Genomic DNA, 13,343 nt, shown 5'->3' on the forward strand with positions numbered 1-13,343 from the left:
TCAGCCAGCTTCGAGCCTGCTTTTTCCATACCCCAAGACTTTCAGCCGGCACCGACATTTCCGGCCCGAAAACCTGCTCGATCACGCCGCACCCGGCACCCCCGAATACCCGTCTTTTCGGTTCGACTACCTACCCGCCCCTCCCTGCGGCGCCCCCGCCGAAGCTACCCTTGGAAGAACCCCAGGAGGACACGCCATGACCGAGTCCAGCCCCCTTGAAACGCCGGTTCCCACCGGAAGAATCGAGCGCCGCCCGGACGGGTACAGCCTGGTCTTTGAGCGCCGTTTCGATTTCCCCGCGGGCCACATCTGGGAGGTGCTGACCAACGGGGACAAGGTGGCCCAGTGGCTCGGCATGGTGAGTCCCGGCTGGCAGCTCGGCAAGGAATACCGGCTGGACATGGGCACCGCGGAGGTCACCGGAACCGTGCTGCAGATGAGCCCCGGACTTAGCCTGCAGTTCACCTGGGAGGACCCGCTGGGGGACGAATCCGTTCTCGACTGGCAGGTGCTGGAAACCCCCGACGGTTCGTTGCTGCAGCTCCGCACCCACGAGGAAAGCGCGGATTTCCTCACCGAAGGCGCCGCCGGGTGGCAGGGGATCCTGGACGTGTTCGACGACGTCGCGTCAGGCAGGGAACCTGCCCGCACATCCATGGACCAGTGGCAGGCCCTCCGCGACGCTTACGCCGAGGAATTCGATGTCTCGCCCACCATGGGCCGCGTGGATGCTGCCGGGATCGTCTTCGAACGCTGGTTCAACGCCGCCGCCGGCGATGTCGGCAGCGCACTGGACCGGGCGACGTCGGACCTCGGCATCGGCGCGGAGGCCTCCGTCGACATTACGGACGACGCCGGCCGTACCCGCGTCGTCGTCCGGCAGCCGCTGAGCGGTGGAACCGGCGGATCAGACGCGGCGTCCGCCCTTCTCGCCACCTGGCACGAGGCCCTGGACGCAGCCGGAGACCACCTTGCAGGCAATCCCTGGCATCCCAGCTCCCGGAGGCGGGCTGCCCTGAAGGAGTTCTACGGGGCGTCAGCCGGAAACAGCTGAGCAGCACCCCGGAAAACGTCCCCGCCGAAGCTTGCTACCGTCGAAGTATGGCTTTTGCGAGTGAACGAGAACGTCTTGCCGTCCCTGCCACCTCCGCGGCACCCCAGCTGTTGGGCGCGGTCCTGACCCACGACGTCGACGGCGAACGCGTCAGTGTGCGGATCACCGAGGTGGAGGCCTACATGGGTGACGCCGATCCCGGCTCCCACGCGTTCCGCGGCCAGACCGCGCGGAACGCCACCATGTTCGGCCCGGCGGGGCACCTGTACGTGTACTTCACCTACGGCATGCATTACTGCGCCAACATCGTCTGCGGAACGGAAGGCGATGCCACCGGGCTGCTGCTGCGGGCGGGCGAGATCGTCGAGGGGGCCGATATCGCGGCGGTGCGGCGGGGAAACCCGCGCAACCCGCTCGACCTGGCGCGTGGCCCGGCACGGCTCGCCCAGGCCCTGGGCATTTCCCGGCCGCTGGACGGAGCGGATGTGTTTGCGCACCCCCTGCAGCTTGCATTGCCCGCCGAACCGGTGAGCCGGGAACTCCTGTCAACCGGACCGCGAGTGGGAGTCAGCGGCCCCGGCGGCTCGGACGAATATCCGTGGCGGTATTGGCTCACAGGTGACCCGACTGTGTCCAAGTACCGTCCCGCCCAGCCGCGCAGGCAACCGGCGTCCGCGGGAGCCACGGCTCTGCGGCCGTGAAACACAGAACGGCGCCCCGGGAAACCCGGAACGCCGTTCTGTGAAGCTGCCGCTAGGAGCGCGGAAGCGGAGCCTGCGCGGAAATGAGCTTCTTTTCCAGCAGTTCGTCCCAGAACGCACCCGGGATCTCGGCCTTCATCGCCGCGACATCCTCTGCGACGCGTCCGGGCCGGCTGGAGCCCGGGATGACCGCAGCCACGGCGGGGTGAGCGGCGGAGAACTGCAGGGCAGCTGCCTTCAGGCTCACATCGTGCCGGGAGGCGACCGAGGTCAGCTCGGTGATCCGGGCCTGGACCTGCGGAGGAATCTCTCCGTAGTCGAACGTGTCGCCGCCCAGCAGGGCACCGGAGTTGAACGGACCGCCGACGACGATACCTACGCCCTTTTCCTGCGCCATAGGCATCATGCGCTGCAGGGCACGCTCGTGCTGCAGCAGCGTGTACTGAGTGGCGGACAGGCTCATGGTCGGAGCCGCCTCGTCCATGTCCATGGCCAGCTCGATGGGTTCGGTGGTGTTGACGCCGAGGCCCCAGCCGTTGATGACGCCCTCATCCTGCAGGCGGGCGAGTACCCGGAACGCACCGGTCCGCGCCTCGTCGAACTTGGAGATCCACTCGTCGCCGAGGAAGTCGCGGGACGTGTCGTGGATGAACACGAAGTCCAAACGGTCCGTCTTGAGCCGGTTCAGGCTCTCCTCGATGGACCGCAGAGTGGCGTCCGTGGTGTAATCCGTGGCGATCTTGTTCGAACGCCCGTGGGTGAAGAGGCCGGAGCCCTTGTCTTCTTCCTCGTCCAGGATCAGCCGTCCCACTTTGGTGCTGAGCACGTACTCGTCGCGGTTGTGCTGTGAGAGCACCTCGCCCAAACGGGATTCCGCCAGGCCGGCGCCGTAGAAGGGAGCGGTGTCGAAGTAACGGATCCCTTCGTTCCAGGCCGCCTCGACCGTTGCCAGCGCCTCATCCTCCGGGATGTTCCGGAACATGTTTCCCAGCGGGGCCGTGCCGAATCCGATCTTGTTCTTGAGCACTTCGTGCAGGTTCGCCATTCGTTGAAATCCTTGACTGTTGGTGCGGTAAATTCCGGGTCCTTCGGAGGGGCCCGGAAGGTGCAAACCGGCGTCCGCTGCCCTTTATTCCTCCCACTGGTTCTCCACCGGCCGGTTCCCGCGGTGCAGGCACCCGGCGAGACAAGCCCCACAGCCGGGCGTACGGCCCGGGCGCGGACCGGGCGGAACGGGTAAGGTGGACGGGTGAAAGATGCCCCGGCAGAACCGGATAACCACGAGTCCATTGAACAAACCATCGAACGCCTGGGCGCTGTCATCCCCGATTACCCCAAGCCCGGTATCGTCTTCCGGGACCTGACCCCGGTCTTCGCAGACGGGCCCGCCCTCCGCGGCGTCGTGGATGCACTGATTGCCCCGTTTGAGGGACAGTTCGACTTCGTCGCAGGAGTGGAAGCCCGGGGCTTCCTCCTCGCCGCCGCCGCGGCCTACGCGTCCGGCAAGGGCGTCATCACCGTACGCAAACCCGGCAAGCTGCCCCGCGAAGTGTTCTCTGAGAGCTACTCCATGGAATACGGCGACAGCACCCTCGAACTGCACCGGGACGACATGCCCGTGGGCTCGCGCGTCCTGATTCTCGACGACGTCCTGGCTACCGGCGGAACCCTTGGCGCTGCTGCCCGCCTGATCCGCAAGGCCGGCGCTGAAGTTGCCGGATTCGGCGTCGTGCTGGAACTGGGCGACCTCGGCGGCCGGGACCGCCTCGGCGACACCCCCGTCACCGCGCTGATCCGTTACTAGGGTCCGTCCCTTTCAAAGGGACGGTGCCGGATGGTGTGCGACACGCTCATCACAGGCAGCAGCTGAGAGATAAACCGCATACATTAGTGACCTGCAAAAGTCCAAATGCACTGTAAGATTGACGCTCTGCCTTTGCGAGAGGGAACTCGAACATGCCTGAAACACCTTCAGCTTCCAACGAGCTGGAACACGAGCGTCAGTACGTCGCCGGTCTCTACTCACGCCTCGATGAGCTGCGTGAGGAGAAGCGGGAGCAACTGGCCGCGATCCGGCGCAGCCATGCCTCCGGTTCCCACCAGAACCGTTCCGAACGGGACGCCTTTGCCACCATGTACGAGGACCGCCTCGCGCAGCTGAACGCCGTCGACGACCGGCTCGTGTTCGGCCGGTTGGACCTCGACGACGGCGAGGAACGCTACATCGGCCGCATCGGCCTCTCGACGGCGGAGCTGCAGCGGCTGATGGTGGACTGGCGCGCCCCCGAAGCGGGCACGTTCTACCAGGCCACCGCCTTCGAACGCCAGGGCGTACGACGCCGCCGGCACCTGATCCTCAAGGGCCGCAACGTGCAGGCCATCGAGGACGACGTGCTGGATTACTCCATGCTGGAGGATGAGGAAGCGCTGCAGGGCGAAGGTGCGCTCCTCGCTGCCCTGAACTCCAAACGGACCGGACAGATGTCCGACATCGTGGGCACCATCCAGGCCGAACAGGACCGCATCATCCGGGCTCCCCTCTCCGGAACCCTGGTAGTCCAGGGCGGTCCCGGTACGGGCAAGACCGCCGTGGCGCTGCACCGCGCCGCGTACCTGCTCTACACCCACCGCGAACGGCTGAAGTCGGCCGGCGTGCTGCTGGTGGGACCGTCCAACGCCTTCATCCGCTACATCGAACGCGTGCTGCCCTCCCTGGGCGAGACCGGCGTCGTGATGTCCAGCCTGGGGCAGCTGATGCCCGGCATCACCGCCGCCCACGAAGAGGACCCGGCCACCGCGGAGGTCAAGGGCCGGCTGTACATGGCCGACGTCGTCGCCCGGGCGGTTGCCAACCGGCAGCGCCTGCCGCGCGAACCGCGGAAGCTGAACGTCGAGGGCACCATCCTGACCCTGACGCCCAAGCAGGTGCAGCGTGCCCGGGACAAGGCCCGCGCCACCGGGAAGCCGCACAACGAGGCCCGCGTGACCTTCGTGAAGATCCTCCTGCGCGAACTGACCGAGCAGCTGACCGAACAGCTCGAGGAATCGGCGGGAGCCGGCAACAGCACCGACCGGGCCTACCTCGCCGAGGACGTGCGCAGTGCCCGCGACGTCCGCGTCGCCCTGAACCTGTGCTGGATGCCGCTGACCCCGGAAAAGCTCATCACCGAGCTGTTCAGCAAGCCCGGTCACCTGGAATCAGCCGCACCGGACCTCACCGATGCCGAACTGGACCTGCTCCGCCGCAGCCCCGACGCGCCCTGGACCGAATCCGACGTCCCCCTGCTGGATGAAGCCGCGGAACTGCTCGGCGAGCTGGATGCCTCGGCCGGGCGTGAGAACGCCCTCCGCGAGGAACAGCGCAAGCGCGACCTCGCCAACGCCGAAAGCGCCATTGCCAACACCGAAGGCTTCCTGGAGGACTCCGGTGCCCACGGCATCCTGTCCGCAGAGGACCTGGCGGACCACAACGCGGTGGGGGAGCAGCGGCTGACTGCTGCCGACCGCGCCGCCGTCGACCGGACCTGGGCCTTCGGGCACATCGTGGTTGACGAAGCGCAGGAACTCTCCGCCATGCAGTGGCGGCTCCTGATGCGCCGCTGCCCGCTGAAGTCCTTCACTGTGGTGGGCGATATTGCCCAGACCAGTTCGGCGGCCGGGGCAACGTCCTGGCAGGCCGCACTGGATCCGTTCGTGGGGGAGCGCTGGACCCTCGAAGAGCTCACCGTGAACTACCGCACCCCGGCGCAGATCGCCGAGGCCGCAGTACGCATGGCCAATGCGGCCGGCCTGGTGGTCTCGGCTCCGAAGGCCGTGCGCGAGGGCCGCTGGGCGCCGTTCATTGACGAGGTTTCCGAAGACGGCCTGCTCCAGCGCCTGCTGGAAACCCTGCCCGAGGATCTGGACGCGCTCGACGGCGGCCTGCTGGCGATCATTGCCGAGGACCACCGCCTCGCTGCCGTCCGCCGCGCGGTCACCGAAGTGTACGGTCCCCGCGTCGGTTCCGGCGCCGGCGGGCTGGAACAGGACATCGTGGTGACCTCCCCGCGGGAAGCCAAGGGCCTGGAGTTCGACGGCGTCGTCATCCTGGAACCGTCCGAACTGCTGACCGCAGCAGCCGGCAAGGTAGGGGACCTGTACGTCGCCATGACCCGCCCCACCCAGCGGCTGCGCCTGATCGCCGCCAACGGGATCCCCGCGGGCATTCCCGAAGACTGATAATTTAGAAAGCGTGTCAGACAACATCGTGAACCCCGAAGGCCTCAGCGCCCAGCAGAATGACTCCTCCTTTGCCAATATCTGGCAGGAACTGAAGTGGCGAGGCCTGGTGCAGGTCTCCACCGACGAGGCGGAGCTGGAAAAACTTCTCGCCGGGGGACCGATCACGTATTACTGCGGCTTCGACCCGACGGCGCCGAGCCTGCACCTGGGCAACCTGGTGCAGCTGCTCACCATGCGCCGCCTGCAGCTCGCAGGCCACCGGCCGCTGGCCCTGGTCGGCGGTTCCACCGGTCTGGTCGGCGACCCGCGCCCGACGGCGGAACGCACCATGAACACCAAGGAGACAGTCGGGGAGTGGGTCGGGTACCTGCAGGGACAGGTGCAGCGCTTCCTGAGCTTCGAGGGTGAGAACTCCGCCCGCATGGTGAACAACCTGGACTGGACCGCTCCGATGAGCGCCATCGATTTCCTGCGGGACGTCGGCAAGCACTTCCGGGTGGGGACGATGATCAAGAAGGAAATCGTTTCCTCGCGCCTGAACTCCGATGAAGGCATCAGCTACGCGGAGTTCAGCTACCAGGTGCTGCAGGGCATGGATTACCTCGAGCTCTTCCGCCAGTACAACTGCGTGCTGGAAACGGGCGGATCGGACCAGTGGGGCAACCTCACCAGCGGCACCGAACTGGTGCGCAAGGTCGAGGGCAAGACGGTCCACGCACTGGGCACCCCGCTGGTCACCAACAGCGACGGCACCAAGTTCGGCAAGAGCGAAGGCAATGCGGTCTGGCTGGACGGCACCATGACCAGCCCGTACGCCATGTACCAGTTCTGGCTCAACACATCGGATGCTGACGTGGTCGACCGGCTCAAGATCTTTACCTTCATGAGCCGGGCCCGGATTGAGGAGCTGGCCCGCGCTGTCGAGGAGGCGCCGCACAAGCGCGAGGCTCAGCGTGCGCTGGCCTACGACGTGACGTCGCTGATTCACGGCACCGACGCAACCGACAAGGCGATTGCCGCTTCGGCTGCGCTGTTCGGCCAGGGTGACCTGACCGAACTGGACGAAGCGACGTTGAAGGCCGCAACGGAACAGCTGCCGGCGGCCGTGGTGTCCCCGGATTCCCTGGGCATCATCGACCTGCTTGTCGCGTCGGAGCTTTCCAAGACCAAGTCCGAAGCCCGCCGCACGGTGTCCGAGGGCGGTGCCTACGTAAACAACGTCAAGGTCACCGACGCCGACGCCGTAGTGGATTCGAAGGACCTGCTGCACGGCCGGTACCTGGTCCTGCGCCGCGGGAAGCGGACCCTTGCAAGCGTCGAGGTCTCCGCCGTATAGTTTTAATGCTTCCTTCGGGAGGCAGGTAAGCGGTCCGCGTGAGCGGTTTGAGCTTGTGCGGCGGATCACTTCGATCCGGTTTGCAAGGACCGGAACCGATGTGTAAAGTTGCATGAGTCGCCGCGGCCGGGACGCTGGAAAAGCGCCCGAGCATGGCGGCCAAACCCCAACAAAAAACAGAGTCCAACCGGTGCGTGCCCTTCGCAGGGCCGGCGGGAAAAGACTCCGGTTGATGCTGGGTCCGGAACGGCGGAAACGCTTTTCACGGGGTCCCGACGAGGGAAACCGCGAATTGCAAATAACGCCGGAATGGAATAAGATATAAAACATTGCAGCGAAGAAGAAAAGGAAAACATTGTTTTCCCGAGTATTTTCGGATTGCGTCTGTTGTTTGAGAACTCAATAGTGTGCCAAGTTTATTGATACCAATTTATTTATATTGATTGGTTGAACAGGCCGTTTCCGCCCACCCCGTGGGTAGGGGCGGTTTTTTTAGCCGGTTTCGAATTTAGTGCAGGACGGTCGACCAATTTTCCTTGGTCCCCGGTCTGTGTCTGTAACACATTTACGGAGAGTTTGATCCTGGCTCAGGATGAACGCTGGCGGCGTGCTTAACACATGCAAGTCGAACGATGACTTCTGTGCTTGCACAGAATGATTAGTGGCGAACGGGTGAGTAACACGTGAGTAACCTGCCCCTGACTTCGGGATAAGCCTGGGAAACCGGGTCTAATACCGGATACAACGGACCACCGCATGGCGGTCCGTGGAAAGCTTTATGCGGTTTTGGATGGACTCGCGGCCTATCAGCTTGTTGGTTGGGGTAATGGCCCACCAAGGCGACGACGGGTAGCCGGCCTGAGAGGGTGACCGGCCACACTGGGACTGAGACACGGCCCAGACTCCTACGGGAGGCAGCAGTGGGGAATATTGCACAATGGGCGGAAGCCTGATGCAGCGACGCCGCGTGAGGGACGAATGCCTTCGGGTTGTAAACCTCTTTCAGCAGGGAAGAAGCGAAAGTGACGGTACCTGCAGAAGAAGCGCCGGCTAACTACGTGCCAGCAGCCGCGGTAATACGTAGGGCGCAAGCGTTATCCGGAATTATTGGGCGTAAAGAGCTCGTAGGCGGTTTGTCGCGTCTGCTGTGAAAGCCCGGGGCTCAACCCCGGGTCTGCAGTGGGTACGGGCAGACTAGAGTGATGTAGGGGAGACTGGAATTCCTGGTGTAGCGGTGAAATGCGCAGATATCAGGAGGAACACCGATGGCGAAGGCAGGTCTCTGGGCATTAACTGACGCTGAGGAGCGAAAGCATGGGGAGCGAACAGGATTAGATACCCTGGTAGTCCATGCCGTAAACGTTGGGCACTAGGTGTGGGGGACATTCCACGTTTTCCGCGCCGTAGCTAACGCATTAAGTGCCCCGCCTGGGGAGTACGGCCGCAAGGCTAAAACTCAAAGGAATTGACGGGGGCCCGCACAAGCGGCGGAGCATGCGGATTAATTCGATGCAACGCGAAGAACCTTACCAAGGCTTGACATGAACCGGAAAGGCCTGGAAACAGGTCCCCCACTTGTGGCCGGTTTACAGGTGGTGCATGGTTGTCGTCAGCTCGTGTCGTGAGATGTTGGGTTAAGTCCCGCAACGAGCGCAACCCTCGTTCTATGTTGCCAGCGCGTTATGGCGGGGACTCATAGGAGACTGCCGGGGTCAACTCGGAGGAAGGTGGGGACGACGTCAAATCATCATGCCCCTTATGTCTTGGGCTTCACGCATGCTACAATGGCCGGTACAAAGGGTTGCGATACTGTGAGGTGGAGCTAATCCCAAAAAGCCGGTCTCAGTTCGGATTGAGGTCTGCAACTCGACCTCATGAAGTTGGAGTCGCTAGTAATCGCAGATCAGCAACGCTGCGGTGAATACGTTCCCGGGCCTTGTACACACCGCCCGTCAAGTCACGAAAGTTGGTAACACCCGAAGCCGGTGGCCTAACCCCTTGTGGGAGGGAGCCGTCGAAGGTGGGACCGGCGATTGGGACTAAGTCGTAACAAGGTAGCCGTACCGGAAGGTGCGGCTGGATCACCTCCTTTCTAAGGAGCACCTCGAAGACCATGTCCTTCCACAGTGTTGGATGTGTGCTTCGCAGGAGATGCCCATATCGGAGACATATGTTCTCCGGTGGGTGCTCAAGGGTGGAATATCAATGGATAGGCGCCGGCATGCCGGCTGCACGGGTCAGTACGTTCCCTCCCCTGGGAGGGTTCCTGGAACACCTGCTGCAGTCCTGGTTGGGCCGGTTCGTCGTTTGGCACACTGTTGGGTCCTGAAGCAACAGGCACCCGTGATCCTCTCCTTGTCAAAGGGGGGAGGGTCTGCGGGTTGACTGGTTTGTTTCTGTTTGTTCCTGCGCAGGCCGGAACCGCACATGTGACACCTCTTGACGGGGTTGTTCGGTGCGGGGATGGGTGTGACGGGGTTGTTGTTTGAGAACTACATAGTGGACGCGAGCATCTTAAAATATTAAGTGCAATTTCAGAAAAACCTGGTGGATCCGGGTGCCCCCTCAAAGGGTGCCTGGGGAGACCGTGGTTTTCTCGATAGCGATAATAAATTGATCTTTGTGGTCAAGTTTTTAAGGGCACACGGTGGATGCCTTGGCATCAGGAGCCGAAGAAGGACGTAGGAATCTGCGATAAGCCTGGGGGAGTTGATAACCGAACTTTGATCCCAGGATGTCCGAATGGGGAAACCCCGCCCGGCGCGCGAGTGACCGGGTGACCCGCATCTGAACACATAGGGTGCGTGGAGGGAACGTGGGGAAGTGAAACATCTCAGTACCCACAGGAAGAGAAAACAACAGTGATTCCGTTAGTAGTGGCGAGCGAACGCGGAAGAGGCTAAACCAGTGGTGTGTGATAGCCGGCGGGCGTTGCATCACTGGGGTTGCGGGACTTTCCGTACCGATTCTGCCGGATCGGTGAAGTGAGTGCAGGTGCATAGGTGAACCGGTTTGAAAGCCGGGCCGTAGAGGGTGTTAGCCCCGTAACCGGAATGTATGCTGCCGCTTGGAGAGGATCCCAAGTAGCACGGGGCCCGAGAAATCCCGTGCGAATCTGCCAGGACCACCTGGTAAGCCTAAATACTCCCTGATGACCGATAGCGGACAAGTACCGTGAGGGAAAGGTGAAAAGTACCCCGGGAGGGGAGTGAAATAGTACCTGAAACCGTGTGCCTACAAACCGTTGGAGCAGCCTTGTAGCTGTGACAGCGTGCCTTTTGAAGAATGAGCCTGCGAGTTAGTGTTACGTCGCGAGGTTAACCCGTGAGGGGAAGCCGTAGCGAAAGCGAGTCTGAATAGGGCGATGCAGTGGCGTGATCTAGACCCGAAGCGGAGTGATCTACCCATGGCCAGGTTGAAGCGACGGTAAGACGTCGTGGAGGACCGAACCCACTTCAGTTGAAAATGGAGGGGATGAGCTGTGGGTAGGGGTGAAAGGCCAATCAAACTCCGTGATAGCTGGTTCTCCCCGAAATGCATTTAGGTGCAGCGTTGCGTGTTTCTTACCGGAGGTAGAGCTACTGGATGGCTAATGGGCCCTACAAGGTTACTGACGTCAGCCAAACTCCGAATGCCGGTAAGTGAGAGCGCAGCAGTGAGACTGTGGGGGATAAGCTTCATAGTCGAGAGGGAAACAGCCCAGACCACCAACTAAGGCCCCTAAGCGTGTGCTAAGTGGGAAAGGATGTGGAGTTGCCCAGACAACCAGGAGGTTGGCTTAGAAGCAGCCACCCTTGAAAGAGTGCGTAATAGCTCACTGGTCAAGTGATTCCGCGCCGACAATGTAGCGGGGCTCAAGTACACCGCCGAAGTTGTGGATTTCAGATATAGATAAGCCTTCGTGGTTCAGTCGTCTGGAGTGGTAGGGGAGCGTCGTGTGGGCAGTGAAGCTGCGGTGTAAACCAGTGGTGGAGCCTACACGAGTGAGAATGCAGGCATGAGTAGCGAAAGACGGGTGAGAAACCCGTCCGCCGAATGATCAAGGGTTCCAGGGTCAAGCTAATCTGCCCTGGGTAAGTCGGGACCTAAGGCGAGGCCGACAGGCGTAGTCGATGGACAACGGGTTGATATTCCCGTACCGGCGAAGAACCGCCCATACCAAGCAGGGGACACTAACCGTCCGGAGCCTGCCCGATCACCCTTGTGGTGTGAGGGTTTTGGCCGAGCACGGGACCTGATCCTGGGAGGTAAGCGTATTAACAGGTGTGACGCAGGAAGGTAGCCGGGCCAGGCGATGGTAGACCTGGTCTAAGGACGTAGGGTCCGTGATAGGTAAATCCGTCACGGTGTCTTGGATGACGAACCTGAGATCCGACGGGACCCCCTCACGGGGGGATCCGGTGATCCTATGCTGCCTAGAAAAGCATCGGCGCGAGGTTCCAGCCGCCCGTACCCCAAACCGACACAGGTGATCAGGTAGAGAATACTAAGGCGATCGAGAGAATTATGGTTAAGGAACTCGGCAAAATGCCCCCGTAACTTCGGGAGAAGGGGGGCCCCAACCTTGATGGACACTTGCTGTCCGGAGGGGATCGGGGCCGCAGAGACCAGGGGGAAGCGACTGTTTACTAAAAACACAGGTCCGTGCGAAGTCGCAAGACGATGTATACGGACTGACTCCTGCCCGGTGCTGGAAGGTTAAGAGGACCGGTTAGCCCTTACGGGCGAAGCTGGGAATTTAAGCCCCAGTAAACGGCGGTGGTAACTATAACCATCCTAAGGTAGCGAAATTCCTTGTCGGGTAAGTTCCGACCTGCACGAATGGAGTAACGACTTCCCCGCTGTCTCAACCATAAACTCGGCGAAATTGCAGTACGAGTAAAGATGCTCGTTACGCGCAGCAGGACGGAAAGACCCCGAGACCTTTACTATAGTTTGGTATTGGTGTTCGGTGTGGCTTGTGTAGGATAGGTGGGAGACTGTGAGACCCGGACGCCAGTTCGGGTGGAGTCATCGTTGAAATACCACTCTGGTCATACTGGATATCTAACTTCGGCCCGTAATCCGGGTCAGGGACAGTGCCTGATGGGTAGTTTAACTGGGGCGGTTGCCTCCTAAAGAGTAACGGAGGCGCCCAAAGGTTCCCTCAGCCTGGTTGGCAATCAGGTGTCGAGTGTAAGTGCACAAGGGAGCTTGACTGTGAGAGAGACATCTCGAGCAGGGACGAAAGTCGGGACTAGTGATCCGGCGGTACATTGTGGAATGGCCGTCGCTCAACGGATAAAAGGTACCTCGGGGATAACAGGCTGATCTTGCCCAAGAGTCCATATCGACGGCATGGTTTGGCACCTCGATGTCGGCTCGTCGCATCCTGGGGCTGGAGTAGGTCCCAAGGGTTGGGCTGTTCGCCCATTAAAGCGGTACGCGAGCTGGGTTTAGAACGTCGTGAGACAGTTCGGTCCCTATCCGCTGCGCGCGCAGGAAATTTGAGAAGGGCTGTCCTTAGTACGAGAGGACCGGGACGGACGAACCTCTGGTGTGTCAGTTGTACTGCCAAGTGCACCGCTGATTAGCTACGTTCGGATGGGATAACCGCTGAAAGCATCTAAGCGGGAAGCCCGCTTCGAGATGAGATTTCCATACACCTTGTGTGTGAGAGGCCCCCAGCCAGACCACTGGGTTGATAGGCCGGATGTGGAAGCGGGGACTAAAGACCCGTGAAGCTGACCGGTACTAATAGGCCGATAACTTACACCACACCAGCACCTGGACGGACACGACTTCAAACGGTCCGTCAAAGTATAAAGGGTGTTGTAGATCATGCTGCTTGCGTCCACTATGTGGTTCCCGGACAACAACCCGTTGGTTGTTCGCCCAGGAACACGAACCCTTACCCCTTGTCCGGGGGAGGGTTCACAATTTACCGCACTGCCGGCACCCCCCTTTGTTGGGGTGGTTCCGGGACGTGTTGTAACCATTGTTTTCCCCACGCATGCCCGGTTGGTTTTGGGTGTGTGGTGCGGGTGGAAGG

At 61.7% G+C, this 13,343-nt stretch carries 6 protein-coding genes and 2 rRNA genes; 7 read left to right on the forward strand and 1 reads right to left on the reverse strand.

The genetic code is table 11. The features are described 5' to 3' along the window. Nucleotides 1–196: 196 nt before the first annotated feature. Nucleotides 197–1,054, forward strand: coding sequence for an SRPBCC domain-containing protein (locus tag N2K95_RS05885; RefSeq protein WP_260653315.1), 858 nt, complete (start codon nucleotides 197–199; stop codon nucleotides 1,052–1,054). A 47-nt stretch (nucleotides 1,055–1,101) separates the two neighbouring features. Continuing rightward, nucleotides 1,102–1,755, forward strand: a complete 654-nt coding sequence (locus tag N2K95_RS05890; RefSeq protein ID WP_260653316.1) for a DNA-3-methyladenine glycosylase — start codon at nucleotides 1,102–1,104, stop codon at nucleotides 1,753–1,755. A 52-nt stretch (nucleotides 1,756–1,807) separates the two neighbouring features. Here the strand turns inward: N2K95_RS05890 and N2K95_RS05895 are convergent, their stop codons facing one another. Then, nucleotides 1,808–2,800 carry an aldo/keto reductase gene (locus N2K95_RS05895; protein WP_260653317.1) on the reverse strand — a complete coding sequence of 331 codons (993 nt, stop codon included), beginning with the start codon at nucleotides 2,798–2,800 and terminating at the stop codon, nucleotides 1,808–1,810. Between the two features lie 204 nt (nucleotides 2,801–3,004). Here N2K95_RS05895 and N2K95_RS05900 point away from each other — a divergent pair, with 204 nt between their 5' ends. The 5 genes from N2K95_RS05900 to N2K95_RS05920 all read left to right on the forward strand — a co-directional run bounded on the left by N2K95_RS05900 (nucleotide 3,005) and on the right by N2K95_RS05920 (nucleotide 13,070). Beyond that, nucleotides 3,005–3,559, forward strand: coding sequence for an adenine phosphoribosyltransferase (locus N2K95_RS05900; protein WP_255793512.1), 555 nt, complete (start codon nucleotides 3,005–3,007; stop codon nucleotides 3,557–3,559). A 152-nt stretch (nucleotides 3,560–3,711) separates the two neighbouring features. Beyond that, a complete protein-coding gene (locus N2K95_RS05905; protein ID WP_260653318.1) occupies nucleotides 3,712–5,973 on the forward strand; it encodes a HelD family protein in 2,262 nt (753 codons plus the stop codon). A 13-nt stretch (nucleotides 5,974–5,986) separates the two neighbouring features. After that, entirely contained in the window at nucleotides 5,987–7,312 is a 1,326-nt protein-coding gene (gene tyrS / locus N2K95_RS05910; RefSeq protein ID WP_260653319.1) for a tyrosine--tRNA ligase, read from the forward strand. Nucleotides 7,313–7,876: 564 nt separating this feature from the next. Continuing rightward, nucleotides 7,877–9,404: ribosomal RNA gene (locus tag N2K95_RS05915) — 16S ribosomal RNA — on the forward strand. Between the two features lie 532 nt (nucleotides 9,405–9,936). After that, nucleotides 9,937–13,070: ribosomal RNA gene (locus N2K95_RS05920) — 23S ribosomal RNA — on the forward strand. Together the 16S and 23S rRNA genes form the textbook arrangement of a ribosomal RNA operon. Nucleotides 13,071–13,343 lie beyond the last annotated feature (273 nt).

The sequence above is a fragment of the Arthrobacter zhaoxinii genome (genome assembly GCF_025244925.1).
Taxonomy (GTDB): Bacteria; Actinomycetota; Actinomycetes; order Actinomycetales; family Micrococcaceae; genus Arthrobacter_B; species Arthrobacter_B zhaoxinii.

Coding starts and splice junctions, on each gene's coding strand:
- N2K95_RS05895 (WP_260653317.1), bottom strand. CDS start 2,800: ATGGCGAACCTGCACGAAGTGCTCAAGAACAAGATCGGATTCGGCACG.
- N2K95_RS05890 (WP_260653316.1), top strand. CDS start 1,102: ATGGCTTTTGCGAGTGAACGAGAACGTCTTGCCGTCCCTGCCACCTCC.
- N2K95_RS05905 (WP_260653318.1), top strand. CDS start 3,712: ATGCCTGAAACACCTTCAGCTTCCAACGAGCTGGAACACGAGCGTCAG.
- N2K95_RS05885 (WP_260653315.1), top strand. CDS start 197: ATGACCGAGTCCAGCCCCCTTGAAACGCCGGTTCCCACCGGAAGAATC.